This is a genomic window from Thiomicrospira sp. WB1 (assembly GCF_001507535.1).
In the GTDB taxonomy this organism is placed as follows: Bacteria; Pseudomonadota; Gammaproteobacteria; order Thiomicrospirales; family Thiomicrospiraceae; genus Hydrogenovibrio.
Map to the genome: position 1 here is coordinate 236170 of NZ_LQBN01000003.1, position 18086 is coordinate 254255.

Annotated in this window: 15 protein-coding genes, 1 tRNA gene and 1 other RNA gene; 10 read left to right on the forward strand and 7 right to left on the reverse strand. The window is 51.8% G+C overall.

Going from position 1 to position 18086, the window contains the following annotated elements; genetic code table 11:
* Positions 1–11: 11 nt before the first annotated feature.
* From AVO41_RS08220 to AVO41_RS08235, 4 genes are all read right to left on the reverse strand, one after another.
* Positions 12–398, reverse strand: a complete 387-nt coding sequence (locus AVO41_RS08220; protein WP_068585446.1) for a thiol-disulfide oxidoreductase DCC family protein — start codon at positions 396–398, stop codon at positions 12–14.
* 45 nt (positions 399–443) lie between these two features.
* A complete protein-coding gene (locus AVO41_RS08225; protein WP_068585450.1) occupies positions 444–887 on the reverse strand; it encodes a hypothetical protein in 444 nt (147 codons plus the stop codon).
* Positions 884–1681, reverse strand: coding sequence for an FAD-binding domain-containing protein (locus AVO41_RS08230; RefSeq protein WP_068585452.1), 798 nt, complete (start codon positions 1679–1681; stop codon positions 884–886). The genes AVO41_RS08225 and AVO41_RS08230 overlap by 4 nt, the downstream gene beginning before the upstream one ends.
* Before the next feature lie 215 nt (positions 1682–1896).
* Positions 1897–2394 (reverse strand): ZIP family metal transporter, encoded by a 498-nt coding sequence (locus tag AVO41_RS08235; protein ID WP_068585455.1) that lies wholly within the window; start codon positions 2392–2394, stop codon positions 1897–1899.
* A gap of 244 nt (positions 2395–2638) precedes the next feature.
* Between AVO41_RS08235 and AVO41_RS08240 the strand changes: the two genes are divergently transcribed.
* The 6 genes from AVO41_RS08240 (at position 2639) to recR (ending at position 8768) form a co-directional block, all read left to right on the forward strand.
* A complete protein-coding gene (locus AVO41_RS08240; RefSeq protein WP_068585459.1) occupies positions 2639–4915 on the forward strand; it encodes an EAL domain-containing protein in 2277 nt (758 codons plus the stop codon).
* Between the two features lie 260 nt (positions 4916–5175).
* A tRNA-Asn gene (locus AVO41_RS08245) sits at positions 5176–5251 on the forward strand.
* A 70-nt stretch (positions 5252–5321) separates the two neighbouring features.
* An RNA gene (gene ffs, locus AVO41_RS08250) (signal recognition particle sRNA small type) lies at positions 5322–5417 on the forward strand.
* 152 nt (positions 5418–5569) lie between these two features.
* A complete protein-coding gene (gene dnaX / locus AVO41_RS08255) occupies positions 5570–7711 on the forward strand; it encodes a DNA polymerase III subunit gamma/tau (protein WP_068585462.1) in 2142 nt (713 codons plus the stop codon).
* Between the two features lie 41 nt (positions 7712–7752).
* Positions 7753–8082, forward strand: coding sequence for a YbaB/EbfC family nucleoid-associated protein (locus AVO41_RS08260; RefSeq protein ID WP_068585465.1), 330 nt, complete (start codon positions 7753–7755; stop codon positions 8080–8082).
* Positions 8083–8171: 89 nt separating this feature from the next.
* Positions 8172–8768, forward strand: a complete 597-nt coding sequence (recR, locus tag AVO41_RS08265; RefSeq protein ID WP_068585469.1) for a recombination mediator RecR — start codon at positions 8172–8174, stop codon at positions 8766–8768.
* A gap of 10 nt (positions 8769–8778) precedes the next feature.
* Here the strand turns inward: recR and argF are convergent, their stop codons facing one another.
* Both argF and AVO41_RS08275 read right to left on the reverse strand, forming a co-directional pair.
* Complete coding sequence (argF, locus tag AVO41_RS08270) at positions 8779–9684, reverse strand: ornithine carbamoyltransferase (RefSeq protein ID WP_068585473.1); 906 nt, start codon at positions 9682–9684, stop codon at positions 8779–8781.
* 12 nt (positions 9685–9696) lie between these two features.
* Positions 9697–10887 carry an aspartate aminotransferase family protein gene (locus AVO41_RS08275; protein WP_068585476.1) on the reverse strand — a complete coding sequence of 397 codons (1191 nt, stop codon included), beginning with the start codon at positions 10885–10887 and terminating at the stop codon, positions 9697–9699.
* Positions 10888–11122: 235 nt separating this feature from the next.
* Between AVO41_RS08275 and AVO41_RS08280 the strand changes: the two genes are divergently transcribed.
* Positions 11123–12046: a branched-chain amino acid transaminase gene (locus AVO41_RS08280; protein WP_068585479.1), complete on the forward strand. Its 924-nt coding sequence runs from the start codon at positions 11123–11125 to the stop codon at positions 12044–12046.
* 27 nt (positions 12047–12073) lie between these two features.
* The gene (locus AVO41_RS08285; RefSeq protein ID WP_068585482.1) at positions 12074–12265 is read left to right on the forward strand and encodes a zinc-finger domain-containing protein; all 192 of its coding nucleotides are present in this window, start codon (positions 12074–12076) and stop codon (positions 12263–12265) included.
* Positions 12266–12388: 123 nt separating this feature from the next.
* Here AVO41_RS08285 and glnA read toward each other — a convergent pair whose 3' ends face one another.
* Positions 12389–13795: a type I glutamate--ammonia ligase gene (glnA, locus tag AVO41_RS08290; RefSeq protein WP_068585486.1), complete on the reverse strand. Its 1407-nt coding sequence runs from the start codon at positions 13793–13795 to the stop codon at positions 12389–12391.
* 361 nt (positions 13796–14156) lie between these two features.
* Between glnA and AVO41_RS08295 the strand changes: the two genes are divergently transcribed.
* Both AVO41_RS08295 and pstA read left to right on the forward strand, forming a co-directional pair.
* Positions 14157–16424: an ABC transporter permease subunit gene (locus AVO41_RS08295; protein ID WP_068585489.1), complete on the forward strand. Its 2268-nt coding sequence runs from the start codon at positions 14157–14159 to the stop codon at positions 16422–16424.
* 12 nt (positions 16425–16436) lie between these two features.
* Positions 16437–18086: a phosphate ABC transporter permease PstA gene (gene pstA, locus AVO41_RS08300; RefSeq protein WP_068585492.1), complete on the forward strand. Its 1650-nt coding sequence runs from the start codon at positions 16437–16439 to the stop codon at positions 18084–18086.

Genomic DNA, 18086 nt, shown 5'->3' on the forward strand with positions numbered 1-18086 from the left:
CCTTAAAACATTTAGGTGTGGTGACAATTGTTTGCTTTAACAGCCATTTGGCAATGGCTCAAACGGTGAAAACGCCACCGGGCAAAAAGTCGGTATATGCGTTTCGTCAAAGCATAAATGCCTGGCAGACGGATAATTTTTGCGAATAATCGCCATCGCGCCAATTCCTGCCAGATCAATAAAAAAGCATCCACCCCGGTCAGCATTTGACCTGCTTCGTCTTTGGCATGCAGATGTTTTAGCCCCTCAACCCGGTCCAGGCCTTCGTCATCAAGTCGACGTAAAGACAAGGTGGTGATGTCGACCCAGTCAAAAACGCCACCGGGTGCGACGGCCTGGTAGTGGCGTATCTCTTTTGAACACATGCCACACTTTCCATCGTAGAACACTTTGATCATGGTCTGTGATTCCTTGTTTTAAGGGTTGGCCTATGCATGGTCCGGTTACTTGACACGCCGGTATGTACGAGGGTTCTGGCGACCGGTCAGCATTTTCTCAACCCGTTTCCAGTAGTAAAAAAACCGTTTGACTGGTGGTTTTATCTGCAAGTCCACCAGAGGCGCGTTCGGTCGAACCTGCAGTTTCGGGTGCCTGCGCTGAGTGGCTTGAATAAGATGACTCAATGTCGGGTCCTGCGCCTGCCAGGTCACAATGGTGGATATGTCAGACTGGGTACTCAGTTCATCTATGGCTTGTACGGTACTGGCCTGAAAAATCTCACATTCCAGGCTACACAGCGTTTCATACACAAATGCCAGGCGCTTAAATGACCAGGCCTGGGTGTCAAAGTAGGTGTCATCCCAGATGTACACCAAACGGTCGCCTTCTTCGATCTCATCAGGCGGAGCGAGATGCTCGTCGTGAAGCCAGTAAAGGGTTTGATTCACGGTTTTGTTCCTCGCGCTTGATAAGGGAACAATTTAGCCTGTAATTGATCATAAGTGGCCTCAAAGCAGGCGTTGGATGCGTGTTCGCAGTCAAGTGCGTCGCCCGCAAAGGTACGTGCGTTTTCCAGATTGAAGATGTAGGGTTTGTTGCTGAAGGTCGAAGCGACCCATTGCCAGGAATAGTTATTCGAGGCAATGTCACCATCCAGCAGATGCTGCAAAAACCACCTGGCTCCGGCTTGCCAAGCCACTCGTCGCCAATGCACGACGTAGGCGGCCAAATAGAGGCGGCCTCGATTGTGCAGGTATCCTTGTTTGAGAAGTGATCGAATCAGTTGGTCAATCAAGCGAATGCCGGTTTGGCCCTGGGCAATGTCGTCGGGCAAGGTCGGATCATAATCGTGGGCTTGCCAGCCTGTCTTGTAGGGTTCAGCGTCCTGCCAGATGTGTTCGGGTTGCGCGGCATGGACTTGATGGAAATAACTGCGCCAGGTTAACTGCTGGATCAGCCGCGTGGCTTGGTCTGCATCGGTGGCTTGGTTTAGGTATGCCAACAAATCCTGCTCTGTCAAGATTCCATGACGAAAATAGGGAGAAAGTTGAGTTACGGCTCCGGTGAGCGCATTGCGCGTTTTGGCATAGCGAGTTGCGTCAATCTCAGCCAGCCGACTGCGCATGGGTTTGCATCCACCTTTGATGGCGCTGACGGCTTCATGTTTTTGGTGTGACCGTCGTTGGCGCAAATAAGCGATTAATGCCTCTCTGGTCTCAAAATCTGTTTTTAGCTTAATCATGGCGCAGGCACCCAAATTGAATCTAAAGGTTATTTTACAATATTTATGCATTCATTGTACAAGTGCAGGCGTGAAAACGACTTTTGTCCGATGTGGACCTAGACGGCATTGGCCAGAAGGTCTGGTGAAAATGATTGGATATTGCCAATAGCTTTTGATTGGAGCCAATGGGAAAAGAACAAAGCCCTGTTGCCAATTCTAATCCGAACGAAAATTTAGTGATGAATGGCCAGCTGAAAAATTAACATGCTCATGAACGCAAGCAGAACAATCACACCAATGTTAGAGGGTTTGAGCTTGTCATGTGCGACTGGTAACAACTCAGCGAACACCATCCAAATCATCGCCCCCGCAGCCAAACCAAGTCTAAAGGGTAGGATGGGCTCAAATGCTGTCACAAACAAAAAAGCCGGAACCGCCATAATAGGCTGAGGAAGGCTGCTAAAAATACTCCAACCAGCGGCTTTGAGAACGGACATTCCCCTTGTAACCAGAATCAATGCTATGGCAAGTCCCTTTGAAATATTGTGAACGGCGATCGCAGCGGTGATGAATGTTCCCAGATCTTCGCCCCGCCATAAGAGACGCCAACACCGATTCTTTCCGCCATTGAGTGAATGATCATGACCCCCACTGATTTCACTGACATCCGGGGCCTTCCTTTGTTCAATCCAGCGATTAGAAAAATACACCAGAATCAGTCCGCTTAGCATGCCAAACAATGTCAGCCATTCTTGTTTCGCCAGGCCCTCCTATTAAAAACCTATGCCCAGAAATAACCATTATTTTGGGTTCTACCTGGTGATCACAATTTGAGGGCCCTCAGACGTAACTGGATGCATCGGTAAAGCCAAGGAGGTTTGGGCTGTAAATTAATTGTCATAATGATAATTGAATGAAAAAGTTACGCTTTTGGAATATTAATTCATACAGCACGTTTTCAATTTCAGGGGCAAAATGGCACATTTGAAGCAAAATTTATGGCGCTTATTTGTCTTAATCGCTTCTGTTAGCTTGGTTTTATTATTGGTTTCAATGCACCAGCTGAACAAGACGGTTTGGGATAAAGCCGAAATGAAGATGTTAGCCTACGCAAAAATAATTTCTTCGGCAGGCCATGAAATCTTTATTGGAAATGAAGCCCTCTTGGATATTCTGGGATCCAGATTAATCGAAAACCAATATTATAAGAATATAGATTACGCCCGTTCGATATTGAGAAGGACCTTAGAGAATCAACCCTATGTTTTAGCTTTTGGGTTACTTAACCCTGAAGGCGAGTACATTGCGGTGAGCTCAAATTTAGAAAATCAGCCACTTCCAAACCTTGCAAGACAGCCGCAAACTGCAAAAAACTTCGAGTTAACGCTTAATTCAGATCGAATGATAATTGGCGATGCGTACATTTTTAAGCCTTTACAGCAATGGATTGTGCCTATTCGAAAAGCGTTAAGGAATAAAGAAGGTGAAGTCATTGCCGTGATGGCAGCTGCTTTGAGGCTTGATGATCAAGCACTGCTGAACAAAGTCGCCATCAGCCAAGACCAGCTTAATGCCATTATCATTAATGAGCGTTCTGGTCGTCGTTTAATGATGAGCGGGATCAGCTTAAGTGAAGGAACTCATTTTTATGGGTATACCTATTTAACCGCTGAAAAGAAGCGCTTTTTTGATACTCAGGTGCAAGAAAAATACAATCAAAGCTTAGCGCAAAAACTTCAATCGGAGGATCCATTTGTTGTCACTGGCATTTCTGAAAAGATGGGGGAAGAAATCATTGTTGGTGCACAATATGATAAAGATTTTGATCTTATCTATGCCATGTACGAACCCCTTAAAACCTATCAGAACGAAATTACCTATGGAGCCCTGAAAAATTTTTTAATTTATCTGGTCTTGATGATGGCCCTTTGGGTGATATTTCGAACAATAGAAAAACAAGAAACAAATATCCGCAAAAAACTCACCTTTCAAGCTATGCAAGATTCAGTTGCTGACTTGCCGAACAGAAATTATGTTGACTCAGTACTAAAAAAGGAATTCGAAGATAACGCTCGTCAAATCAGTGTCATTTATATCGATTTGGATAATTTTAAAAACATCAATGACACGTTTGGCCACGCGATGGGAGATCGCTTCATCGCGTCAATCGCTCAGGTGCTCAAAAACAATACTGGAAAGCTTGATCATGTCGTGAGGTTTGGAGCAGATGAGTTTTTGGTTTTTACGAATCAACAAGATGCTTTGCGATTGGCGCATTTTCTTCAAAACTGCGTTAGTCATCCCATAGACATTGATGGGAATGTCTTTGCGGTCACGGCTAGCATTGGATTGGCAGAATATCCACAGCAGGCTAGCAGCTTGAATGAATTAATAGGTTGTGCTGACATCGCAATGCAAGCAGCCAAAAAAACCAAAGACGCTGTTATTAAATTTCACCCGTCAATGCAAGATGAGGTCCTCAATAATGCCTTGATCGAGTTAAATATGCGAAAAGGGTTAGAAAAGGATGAATTTTTTATTCAATTCCAGCCTCAATTTAAACAAAATGGTAGTCTCTGTGGATTTGAGGCCCTTGCTCGATGGAAAAATGATGAACTGGGACTTGTTCCACCTGATAGGTTTATCAGGATTGCCGAAGAGTCTGGATTTATGCCTACTCTTGGAGAGCACTTGCTCCACAAAACTTTGCAAGGTATTTCAAAAATTCAAGCTCATTTTCAAAGCTCACTTATGTTTTCGATTAACCTCTCCGTTCGCCAATTAATGGTTGATGGTTTTAATCAACGATTAATGAGAGAGGTCATTGCAAGGGGAATTAATCCGGCACAGCTGATGTTAGAAGTAACCGAATCTATTTTTATCCAAGACAAATCGTTTGTTCATCGGACTCTATCAGAATTAAAAGAAGCCAGTTTTAAGCTTTCTGTTGATGATTTTGGAACCGGTTACTCTTCCTTAAGTATGCTGAGTGAATTTCCAATCGATGAGTTGAAAATTGATCGAAGCTTCGTAGTTAATTTGAAAAAACAGCAAAACAAAGAGTTGGTTAGCTCTATTATCATGCTTGGAAAACACCTTGGCTTGCATGTCATTTCAGAAGGGGTAGAGCAACGAAGTGAAATCGATGTGCTTAATACATTGGGCTGTGACTGTTATCAGGGATACTATTATTCAAAGCCATTGTCGCTTTCTGAGATCCTTGCTTCTAACTTTGCAACCAAGAACGATTAGCGTCGAATTGAACAATTCTAGTTCAAAGTCTATGGGATCTGTCCGTAAATCTGAGTAGATCCCGTGGGCACGGTTTGGGCACAGAGGAGATTTGAGAAATTTCTGAAACTGAGCCCAGCGTTCAAGCTACCTTCAGTAAACCCAATGAGGTAAAAAATTAAACAGAGCAGGAAAAGTTGCTGGTAGGGGGTTGTCAGGGGGAAAATTATCTCTATAATACACACCCATCAAGCGAGTCATCGCCTGATTAGGAACACTTTTCCCCAGTAGTTCAGTTGGTAGAACACCGGACTGTTAATCCGTATGTCGCTGGTTCGAGTCCAGCCTGGGGAGCCAGATTTTAAAAAGAAGCCGCTCGAGCGGCTTTTTTTCTTTGTGCTCCGAGTGTTTTTCAATATGGTGACCCTGTTCGTCCCTCGCGACGGTAGGTTGGAAACCCCGCCAGGCCCGGAAGGGAGCAACGGTACCAACTGATTCGTGCGCCGAGACCAGGCGGGCGGGGTTGCCTCCATCTACTCTTTCACGTTTTTTGATCGATGGCTTTTCTAATGCTGTGGTGCCTGCCGCGCGGATTGGATCCAAGCGTGAAAAAGACACCGAATACCCAATTTTCACGTTAAAATAAGCCTACTTTTATGATCTTATGAGGCTGGTGTGAACGCGACCGCTTTGGCCAGAAAATGGCGTCCCAAACAGTTTTCCGAATTGGTCGGTCAGGCGCATGTGATGCAGGCGCTGAGCAATGCACTGGATCAGCAGCGTTTGCACCATGCCTACCTGTTTACCGGCACGCGCGGCGTGGGCAAGACCACTATTGCGCGCATTTTTGCCAAAGCGCTTAACTGTGAGCAGGGCATCGGCTCTCAACCCTGTGGGCAATGTTCGGTCTGCCAATCGGTGGACCAGGGGCGTTTTGTCGATCTGATCGAGGTGGATGCCGCTTCCAAAACCAAAGTCGAAGACACGCGTGAACTGCTTGATAATGTGCAATATGCGCCGGTTCAAGGGCGCTACAAAGTGTATCTCGTGGATGAGGTGCACATGCTTTCCAAAAGCAGTTTCAATGCCTTGTTGAAAACATTGGAAGAACCGCCCGAACACGTTAAGTTTCTGCTCGCCACCACCGATCCCCATAAATTGCCGGCGACGGTTTTGTCACGATGTCTGCAGTTTAATCTGATGCGTCTGACGCCCACACAGATTACCCAGCATCTGGCGCAGATTCTGGCGCAGGAAACGGTGCCGTTCGAAGAGGCTGCGTTGCAGATGCTTGCCAAAAGCGCGGACGGGTCTGCACGGGACAGTTTGAGTTTGCTCGATCAGGCGATTGCCTATGGAGCTGGCGAGGTGAAGGCCGATGCGGTGAAAGCCATGTTGGGCCTGGTGGATCAGCAGTTTACGCAGCGATTGTTGCAGGCGTTGGCCGATGAGTCCGTGGAGGCGATCAAAACCCTGATGCAGGAACTGGCGCAGATGGGAATTGATTACGAAGCCTTGATGGGGCAGCTGATCGAGGCCTTGCACCAATTGAGCCTGTGGCAGATTTTGAACAGTGCCCACGAAGCTTCGGTGCTGGATGAGGCCTTCATGGCAACGCTGGCGCAGACGCTTGCGATTGAGCAGGTACAGGCGTGGTATCAGATTGCGTTGATGGGTCAGCAGGACATGCAGCTGGCACCGGATGTGCGCATTGGGTTTGAAATGGCATTGCTGCGCATGCTGGCCTTTGAGCCAGGTCTGTCCGTCAGTGCTTCACAGTCAATCCAGGCAGCCCAGGCAACGGAAAGGGTGCCAGCAAAAAAGCCTTCCGCCCCTGAGCGGGGCGAGTCATCCCCAGCCACAACGACCCAACCGACCAATGAGGCAGTCGAGCCAGCCGCGGTTAGCACGACGTCGACCTCCCAATCGTCTGGGGCGGTAACGGATGCGGGCGCTAAGGCCGCGGCGAGCCTGGGCCAGGATAAAAACGCCTTGCTGGCTTTGATGGAATCGGGCGATGACATGGCTTCGGCGTCCCCGGAGCAGACGTCTGACGCGCCTGCTTCGGGTTCAATGCAAGAGCCCGTTGAAGCGCCCGTGAAGGCAGTTCAGCCAGCGGCCCCCTCTCAGCAACCATCGCCCAATGAGTGGGATCAACTGGCCGATCAATTTGCCGCAATGGATGAGAGCGGCATTGACGCAAGGGATTCGGAGCCCAGGCAGGACCTGGGCGTGCAAGGTTTCGCCCGGACATCGTCTTCTCAGTCTTCGCTCGAAGGTGCGGTTCAAGCCGAGCCGCATCTGCCCGAGGCAGGCAATCACGCTTCGGCCAGTCCGCTATCCGAACCAGTGGTGCAACAGGTTGCGCCATCCCCGGTTGAAGAAGCGCCCTTACCTGCCGCAACCGATGCCGGCGCATCGTCGACTCAGACTCCCTGGTCGGTGACGGAGTGGGAGGCGCTGATGCAACAACTGGATCTGACCGGGCTTTCAGCAGAGCTGGCACGTCATTGCGTGTGCCTGGGGCAGGATGGTCGGGAACTGCGATTGAGTCTGGATCCGGCCCAGCCTCAGGCGCGCTCGGAAATGGCCTGGATGCAACTGGAAGAGCAGGTTAAAGCCATGCTGGGCGTTAAATTGACCTTTGAGTCGTATGGCGGTGTGCATGAGACGCCAGCCAGCGCCAAAAAGCAGCGCCGGGCCGACCGGGAAGCGGCGGCCAAGGCCAGTATTGAACAAGACCCAATGGTGTCGCTGTTGAAAGAGCGCCTGCAGATGACCGTGCTTGATCATACGGTGCGCCCCAAAGAGTCCTGAGCAGATATAAAATCGAATCATTATTAAACCAAGGAGCAATCATGTTTGGTGGAAAAGGTGGCATTGGGAATCTGATGAAACAGGCCCAGGAAATGCAGAAAAACGTGCAGGAAGCACAGGAAGAAATTGCCAAAATGGAAGTGCCGGGCGAAGCCGGTGGCGGTCTGGTCAAGGTGACCATGACTGGAAAGCATGAATTGGTCAAAGTCGAGATCGACGACAGCTTGATGGATGACAAGGAAATGCTGGAAGACTTGTTCGCTGCAGCCGTCAACTCGGCCGCACGTGCGGTGGAAGATATGACCAAAGAGCGTATGGGCGGTCTGACGCAGGGCATGGACTTGCCCGGCGGCATGAAGATGCCATTTTAATCAGGCCTGGTAATAACAAGCGGTGTTGACGTCTGCTCATTCCATGGTGGGCCAGACAATGATTGAATCTCATCGAACAAGGAACGTCTGTGCAAAGTCCGGTGATTGAGGAATTGATGGCGGCATTGAAACAACTGCCGACCATCGGTCCCAAGTCAGCCCAGCGGTTGGCTTATTATCTGTTGCAACAGCCATCGCACACGGGTGAACGTCTGGCTCAAGCGATTGAGCAGGCGTTAACCAAGGTGGGGCGCTGTGAACGTTGTCGCACACTGACCGAATGGCCGGTGTGTGAAATCTGCCAGGACACGCGGCGTGATCCCAGTCAGTTGTGTGTGGTGGAGTCTCCCACCGACATCGTAGTGATCGAGCAGTCAGGGATTTTCCATGGTTACTATTTTGTTCTGATGGGGCACTTGTCGCCGATTGACGGCATCGGGCCGGAAGACATTGGTCTGCCACAGTTGCAAGCGCGTCTGCAGGCGGGCGAGATTCAGGAAGTGATTCTGGCGACCAATCCAACGGTGGAAGGCGAGGCCACAGCGCATTACATTCAACAGCTTTCCGATCGTTTGAACGTGTCCGTGACTCGGCTGGCTCAAGGCATCCCTTTTGGAGGGGAGCTGGAGTACATCGACAGTGGCACCTTGGGTCAGGCCTTTCTGGGTCGAAAGGCCCTCGATTAGAATTGGCCGCTCAGCTTGGGTTGGCCATCAGCAATTCAAGCAACGCTTTCTGGGCATGCAGGCGATTTTCCGCTTCGTCCCAAACGACACTGTCGGCGGCATCAATGACCTCTGCAGTGACTTCTTCGCCGCGATGGGCCGGCAGGCAGTGCATAAACAACGCCTCTGAGTCCGCCTGCGCCATCAGCGCGGCATTAACTTGATAGTTGGCAAACGCCAATTCGCGTTTTTTCTGCTCTTCTTCCTGGCCCATGCTGGCCCAGACATCGGTCACCACCAGATCGACGCCCTCGGCGGCAGCCATGGGGTCGCGAATGATCTCCACGCGTTCGGCGTGGGGCGCAAGAATGGCCGGGTCCGGGTCGTAGCCTTCGGGACAGGCAATGCGCAGTTTGAAACCATATTGCGCCGTGGCATTGATGTAGGAATGACACATATTGTTACCATCGCCCACCCAAAGCACGGTTTTGCCCGCGATGTCGCCCCGGTGTTCATAATACGTTTGCATGTCGGCCAGCAACTGGCAGGGATGAAAGTCATCCGTCAAAGCGTTGATGACCGGCACGGAGGCGTGTTTTGCCATGGTTTCGACGATGTCGTGCCCGAAGGTTCGGATCATAATGCCATCGACCATGCTGGCGATGACGCGTGCGGAATCTTCAATCGGTTCGCCGCGCCCCAGTTGGGTGTCTTTGGGGGATAGGAATAGTGCGTGTCCGCCCAGTTGCGCCATGCCGCTTTCAAATGAAATGCGGGTACGCGTGGATGATTTCTCAAAAATCATGGCCAGCGTTTTGTTCTTAAGGGGTTCAAAAACCTCGCCGCGACGCTGCAGAGCTTTGAGTTCAATCCCCCGCTGAATCAATTGTTTCAGTGTCGCGGGTGAAAGGTCGTTTAAGGTTAGAAAGTGTTGCATAACCGGCTCCTGTTAAGGGTTGGCCTTGCGTTTGAGAAAATCTCGGATTAATCGACAGACGGTATCAATCAGGGTTTGTGACTGTTCTGTGCTCATCACGAACGGGGGCAGAAGGCGAACGGTGTTGCCCTGGGTAACATTGATCAGCAGGGCGTTGTCCAGGGCCTGTTTGACCAGTTCGCCACAGGGCCGGTCGAGTTCGATGCCGATCATGTAACCGCGTCCGCGCACCTCTGTCACGCCGTCAAGGTCCTGGAGCTGGGTTTGAAAAGCCTCCAGCAGGCGTTGCCCGTGCTCGGCGACCTTTTTGGGATAATTGTGAAAACGCAGGGTTTTCATCACCGACAAACCCGCCGCACAGGCCAGAGGGTTGCCGCCAAAGGTCGTGCCGTGATTGCCCGGTGCAAGGATGTCGGCGGCTTTTTCACCTGCCAGACAGGCGCCGATGGGCACGCCGTTGGCCAGTGCTTTGGCCAGCGTCATCACATCCGGGGTAATGGCATCGGCTTGATGTGCAAACCAATGGCCGGTCCGGCCCATGCCGGTCTGGATTTCATCGACCATCAGCAACCAGTCATGTTGGTCACACAGATCGCGCAATTGTTTGAGATAGCCAGCTTGAGGGACGCGCACACCGCCTTCGCCCTGAATGGGTTCCACCAAAATGGCGACGATATCCGGGTCAGAAGACAGGGCGGCCACTGCATCCACGTCGTCGTAGGGGACGCGTTCAAACCCAGCAAGCATAGGGCCGAAGCCTTCCTGGGCCTTGGGGTTGCCCGTGGCGCTCAAGGCTGCCATGGTGCGGCCATGAAAGGCGTTTTCCATCACAATGATTTTGGGTGATTCAATGCCGCGGTCATGGCCGTATTTGCGGGCTAGCTTGATTGCGGTTTCATTGGCTTCGGCCCCCGAGTTGCAGAAAAACGCTTTCTGCATCGTGGCCTGAGTGAGCAGTTGTTGCGCCAGCTCGGTCTGTTGATCGATTTCATACAGATTCGAGGTGTGGATCAGCTTGTGACTCTGCTGGCAGATCGCCTCGCCGACTTCCGGGTGGGCGTGGCCAAGGTTGCACACAGCGATGCCGCTGAGTGCATCCAGATAAGCGATGCCCTGTTGATCATACAGTGTGGCGCCCTTGCCGGATGCAAAATGCACCGGCAGGCGGGCGTAAGTGTTCATCAGTGGTTGGTTGGTTGACATAGTTTTTACATCGAATGAAAACAAAAAAGCAATCGCAAGCCGACCTTGCGATTGCTTTTTCCGTAGACGATCGTTTTAAAAATAAAAAAATGATTTTACCCAACCCGGGCAAAAAATCAAGCATGAGGGTTAACCCCGATGGGGATCGGGCAACCGGAATGAAAAACCCTGACTGAAAACGCTTTTTTGAGCTAAAATATTGCGATTTATCGACGCAGTAACAAGGACAATGGTAATGCAGACGATGAGTGATCGCGACGGCCTGATTTGGCTGGATGGAGAAATGGTCAACTGGCGGGATGCGAAGGTGCATGTGCTCACCCATACCTTGCATTATGGCATGGGCGTGTTTGAAGGGGTGCGTGCCTATCACACCGAGCAGGGACCGGCGATTTTCCGTCTGGATGCGCACACACGGCGCCTGTTCAACTCCGCCAAGATCATGAACATGGCCATGCCTTATTCAGAAGACGAGCTGAATGAGGCGCAAAAAGCCGCGGTACGCGACAACGGTCTTAAGTCAGCCTACATTCGTCCGATGGTGTTTTACGGCTCGGAAGGCATGGGGCTGCGCGCCGACAATCTGCGTGTCCATGTCATGGTGGCTGCCTGGGAATGGGGCGCCTACATGGGCGAAGAAAATCTGCAGAAAGGCATCAAGATCGCCACCTCGTCGTTTACCCGTCACCATGTCAACGTCACCATGACCAAGGCCAAATCCAACGGTGCCTACATGAATTCCATGCTGGCGTTGCAGGAAGCCAACCGCCATGGCTGCGATGAGGCCTTGTTGCTGGATACCGAAGGGTATGTTTCAGAAGGGTCTGGTGAGAATTTCTTTATGGTCAAAGACGGGGTGCTTTATACTCCAGAACTGACTTCTGCGCTGGATGGCATTACCCGTAAGACGATCATGACGCTTGCGAAAGAACAGGGCATCGAGGTCCGTGAAAAGCGCATCACTCGTGATGAGGTTTATATCTGTGATGAGGCGTTCTTTACCGGGACAGCGGCCGAAGTGACGCCGATTCGTGAACTCGACGGTCGTCAGATCGGTGCCGGTCGTCGCGGCCCCATCACCGAAACCCTACAGTCGCTTTATTTTGATGTGGTAGAAGGGCGCTCCCGGGCCCATCAGGATTGGCTGGCGTTTGTTTGATGATGGTAATTGTGGAAAAGGTGTTTTATGACTAAGCAGACCAAAATTGAAGTGACTTACGATGACTTGCCCCTGTCCTGTCCCATGCGCGGTCAGACCAACTGGAATTCACACCCCAAGGTGATGTTGCCGATCGAGGCGACGGGTGAAGCCAAATGTCCTTATTGCGGGGCAGAGTATGTGTTGAAGGATTTTGATCCGAAACGCGCCAAGCACTGACGGCTTGAGGCGAGGCGTTCGACCAGGCCTGGTCAAACGTACCGTACGGTTTGCCCTGCACAGAACGAGCAGGCACAAAAAAACCCGCGAAAGCGGGTTTTTTTGTGGTCGAATGCGACGCGCTTACGAAGAGTAATACATGTCGAACTCGATTGGGTGCGTGGTCGCACGCATGCGGGTGACTTCTTCCATTTTCAGATCAATGTAAGAGTCAATCGCGTCGTCAGTGAACACGCCACCGGCCTTCAAGAATTCACGGTCCTCATCCAGCGCGGCCAGCGCTTCTTCCAAAGACGCACACACGGTGTTGTAGGTCGCTTCTTCTTCCGGTGGCAGATCATACAGATCTTTTTCAGCCGGATCGCCCGGGTCAATTTGGTTCATGATGCCGTCCAAGCCGGCCATCAGTGACGCAGAGAAGGCCAGGTAAGGGTTGGCCACTGCATCGGGGAAGCGCAACTCGACCCGACGAGATTTTTCAGACGGTGCGTAAGGGATACGGATCGATGCCGAACGGTTTTTACCGGAGTATGCGATCAGAATCGGCGCTTCAAAACCTGGGACCAGACGCTTGTAGGAGTTGGTGGCCGGGTTGGTGAAGGCGTTCAGAGCGCGGGCGTGTTTCATCAGGCCGCCAATGTACCAAAGCGCTTCCTGTGACAGACCGGAATAAACATCACCGGCGAAAATGTTTTTGCCGTTTTTGGACAGCGACTGGTTGATGTGCATCCCGGAACCGTTGTCGCCAAAAATTGGCTTCGGCATAAAGGTCGCTGTTTTGCCTAGGGCGTGACAGGTGTTGTGCACCGCATACTTGAGGATCTGTACTTCATCTGACTTAGCGGTCAGGGTGTTACCGGCAACCGCCAGCTCACACTGGCCACCGGCAGCGACTTCGTGGTGATGAGCTTCTAGTTTCAGGCCCATGGATTCGGCCATGGCGCAGATGTCGGCACGCACTTCGTGCAACTGGTCAACAGGCGGGACCGGGAAGTAACCGCCTTTGACTTTCGGGCGGTGACCGATGTTGCCGTCTTCGTAGACTTTTTCAGAATCCCATGCCGCTTCACGTGCACCGATTTTGACGAAACTGCCGGACATATCTGAGCCCCAGCGTACGTCGTCAAAAATAAAGAATTCGGGTTCAGGACCAAAGAACGCGGTGTCGGCGATGCCGGTGGACGCCAGGTAGGCTTCGGCTTTTTTGGCGATGCCGCGCGGGTCTTTTTCATAGGGTTCCATGGTTGACGGCTCGACGATCATGCAACGGATGATGATGGTCGGGTCGTTGGTGAACGGGTCCATGTAGTAACCGTCTGTCTGCGGCATCAGTAGCATGTCGGAATCATGGATGCCTTTCCAGCCTGCAATGGAGGACCCGTCAAAGGTTTCACCGTCGGTGAAGAAATCTTCGTCCAGCGCCGAAGCCGGCACGGTGACGTGCTGCTCTTTACCGTGGGTATCGGTGAAACGGAGATCTGCCCATTTAACGTCGTTGTCTTTAATGAGGTCAAAAATTTCCTGTGACATAGTGAAAGTGTCCTTTTTGCTAGATTTTGCTTGGTGTGCGCCGCTGTGGCGTCACATTCTGCAGGCCGAAAGCCAATTGAAACAACCCCGAAAGGTTGGACGATTCTGCGTCAGATGATAGCGGGAAGTGTGCCAAATTGCCAATCAAATTTTAGGGGTTCTCTAAGTGTTTGACCGTGTTGTAAAAATTACCAGGCCTGGTGAAAAAGACATCAATAGCTGTTGCATCGCTTTGAATTCTTGTGGTGCAAAACTGATTATTGTGGTGCTTTTGGTGTTTGGTTACGATGAGGGGATTTCATCTGTTTGTCACATTATGTCATTAAGATAAGCGACGTTTTTACTGAATTGGGGTTCCGGCATGGATAAGTCAGTGCAAAGAAAATTGGATGAAGCCCTGGATGGGCCGAAGTTTCAGCGTCGTATCAAGCGACGAAATCTGGTTGATCTGAGTTGGGCCTCCGGTTTTACCGTCGGCGGTATCGCTGTGATCGCCTCGGTGTTGCTGATTATGTTCTTTCTGGTGTATGTGGTCGCGCCTTTGTTTGCGCCCGCCGACATCGAGCAGGGCAAGACCTTTGACTTGCAGCAGAGTGGTCAGGAGCAGACGCTTTATTATGGCGTGGATGAGTACGCCGATTCGGCATTGCGCATTTCCGACAGCGGGCGGGTGTACGGCATTGATTTGAGCACGGGCGAGAAGCTGCGTGATGAGCGCCTGCCCATCGGTGATGCCCGCATTACCAGTTTTACCCGAATCAGTCAGGGCGATCAGCTGATGGGCATCGGTCTGGACAATGGTTCGGTTTTATTGGTGCAGTATGAGTACTCGGTTACCTACCCTGATGATGTCAAAACCATTACCCCCAAGCTGACGTATCCCTTTGGTCAAACCCCGTTGACCCTTTCCGAGCAGCCGATTACCCATCTATCCGCACGAAAAAGCGGCTCGCAGATTACGTTCGCCTATCAGGTGGATGGTGCCTCGCAGATTTATGTCAAACAGTATGACATGATCGAATCAATGCTTACGGAAGAGGTGACGCTGGATTTGTATCAACAGGGGCAATTTGCCGCCCCGGCTCCGTTTAAGTGGCTCAAGATGGGCATCAGTATGCGCAACCTGTATGCGCTCAAACAAGACGGCACCATTTTCTATTTTGACATCCGCGACCCGCAACAGATCAAGCTGGTGGAAACGGTGAACGCGCTGGCACCGGATCAGACGCTGACCGCGGTGCAGTTTCTGATTGGCGAATATTCCCTTTTGCTCGGCAACGATCAGGGGCAGGTGGCGCAATGGTTCCCGGTGCGCGATCAGGACAACAATTATTTCCTGAAGAAAATTCGTACCTTTGAGGTGTCGGATCAGCCGATTCAGGACATCAACGTCGAGCTTAACCGCAAAAACTTTGCGGTGCTGGATGCGTCCAATCAGGTGAGCATGTTCAATTCCACCGCACATAATAATTTTGCCAGTTTCACCCTGGATCAGACGGTGTCGCAAGTACATATCAGCCCGCGTGGGGATCGTTTGCTGATCGAAACCCCGGCACACCAGCTGGTCACGTTTGATGTGGACAATGAACACCCGGAGGTCTCAATGAGCAGTCTTTGGGGCGAGGTCTGGTATGAAGGGTATGATGAACCGGAATATGTGTGGCAATCCTCATCGGCGTCCAATGACTTTGAACCGAAGTTTTCTTTGATGCCTCTGACATTTGGCACCATCAAGGCCGCTCTGTATTCCATGTTGTTTGCGGTGCCGCTGGCGGTGCTGGGCGCGATTTACACGGCCTTTTTCATGGATGCCAAAACCCGCCAGGTGATCAAGCCGACCATTGAGCTGATTGAGGCGCTGCCGACGGTAATTCTGGGCTTTCTTGCCGGTTTGTGGCTGGCGCCTTACATGGAAGCGCATCTGGCCGGGTTCTTCTCCATTATTTTCCTGGTGCCGATCGGCATTCTGCTCTTTGGTTATCTCTGGTCGCGGTTGCCCGAACCGGTGCGTTTGCTGGTACCGACGTCCAAGCGCGCGGTGTTGATGCTGCCGGTGGTGGTCATCATCGGGTTTGTGGCCTTGAGTCTGAGCGGTCCGCTGGAGCATCTGCTGTTTGATGGTGATATGCGTCATTGGCTGACGGATTCGGCCGGCATTGATTTTGACCAGCGCAACGCCATGGTCATCGGTTTTGCCATGGGCTTTGCTCTGATTCCCACCATTTTCTCGGTGGCAGAGGATGCCATCTACAATGTGCCAAGTTATCTGGTCAATGGCTCTCTGGCGCTAGGCGCCAGTGGCTGGCAGACCATGGTGGGGGTGGTGCTGCCGACGGCCAGCCCCGGGATTTTCTCGGCCATTATGCTTGGGTTCGGACGCGGGATTGGTGAAACCATGATCGTGCTGATGGCCTCGGGTAATACGCCATTGATGGATGCCAACCTGTTTGAGGGCATGCGAACGCTCTCGGCCAACCTGGCGGTGGAAATGCCGGAAGCGGCGCTGGACAGTACGCATTACCGAGTGCTGTTCCTGTCCGGGCTGGTGCTGTTCATCTTTACCTTTATTTTTAACACCCTGGCGGAAGTGGTGCGTGAACGGATGCGCCGTAAATACGGATCGCTGTAAGGAGGCGGAGACATGAGAGATTGGTTCAAACAAGGCGAACATTGGGTCTGGTTCAGTGCCGCCACCGTCAGCATCAGTTTTGTCCTGGTGATCGGTCTGGTGCTGCTGATCGCCGTTCGAGGTCTGGTGCACTTCTGGCCCCATTCGGTCTATGAGATCGAGCTGAAAAACGATCAGGGCAAACTCGAAACCCTGGTGGGGGAAATTCACGACACCCAGACCAAACCGATTGTGGACCCGCAAGATCCCGATATGGCCGTGCGTAAGGTGCCGCAATGGCTGGTGAAAGTGGGCAACCGGGATGTTTATGGTACGGATTTTCGCTGGATCAATACCGATAACATCGTGGGCCAGGAGGATCGTCTGGCGCGCGACATTACCGTTCTGGAGCGTTACGAATGGGGCAATGTCTACGGTCAGCTGACCAAACTGACCCGGGATGGTGAGATTCTGGCCGAGGGCGATAACGTCAAAAATGTGCTTGAAGATCTGGTCAGTACAGGACAAACCCTGCATGACAAAATCAATACCATCGAGCGCGTGGACATTGGTGGTATTAATTATCGTATTGAGCAGTTGCGACTGGAAGAAAAACGTCTGCGAGCGGAAAACGCCTTCGACGACGAGGCTCGACAGGCGATTGAAGCCGAGCGGGCGGAGCTGAATAAACAGTTTCGGGACTATCAGGAAAAGCTGGCGATTCTGCGTGATCAGGCCAATGGACTGGGCGATGTGCATCTGAATCTGGCCGGCGGTCATGCCATTCAGGTGCCGATTAAACACATTGTGCGCATGTGGCAGCCCAATAATATGAGCAATGCGGACAAGGTCGGTTTCTTTTTCAGCTCCATTGGCCATTTCCTGACCGGTGAGCCGCGTGAGGCCAACACCGAAGGTGGGGTGTTCCCTGCGATTGTGGGCACCGTCACCATGGTGATGCTGATGGCAATCTTTGTCACGCCGATGGGGGTCATTGCCGCGGTTTACATGAGCGAATACGCCCGCGAAGGCACCTTGTTACGGCTGGTGCGCATTTCCATTAACAACCTCGCGGGTGTGCCCTCGATTGTGTTCGGGATCTTCGGGCTTGGGTTCTTTGTCTATATCATCGGGGGGTCGATTGATGATCTCTTTTACAGCTACGCCCAGCCCAGTCCGACCTTTGGGACGCCGGGCTTGTTGTGGGCCTCGCTGACCATGGCGCTGTTGACGCTTCCGGTGGTGATTGTGTCCACGCAGGAAGGCCTGTCAAGGATTCCCAGTTCTTTGCGTGAGGGCGGCCTGGCGCTGGGCGCGACCAAGTCGGAAACCATTATGAAGATCGTTTTGCCCATGTCGATGCCGGCGATTATGACCGGGCTGATCCTCGCCGTGGCACGCGCCGCGGGTGAGGTGGCGCCGCTGATGCTGGTCGGGGTGGTCAAGCTGGCCCCAGAACTGCCGGTGGATCTGAATGCCCCGTTTGTGCATCTGGATCGCAAGTTTATGCACCTGGGCTTTCATATTTATGATGTGGGCTTTCAGAGCCCGAATGTGGAAGCGTCCCAGCCGCTGGTGTACGCCACATCGCTGTTGCTGATTCTGATCATCGTCAGTCTGAACCTGGGGGCGATCACCATTCGCAACAAGCTTCGGGAAAAATACAAAGCGCTGGACAACTGA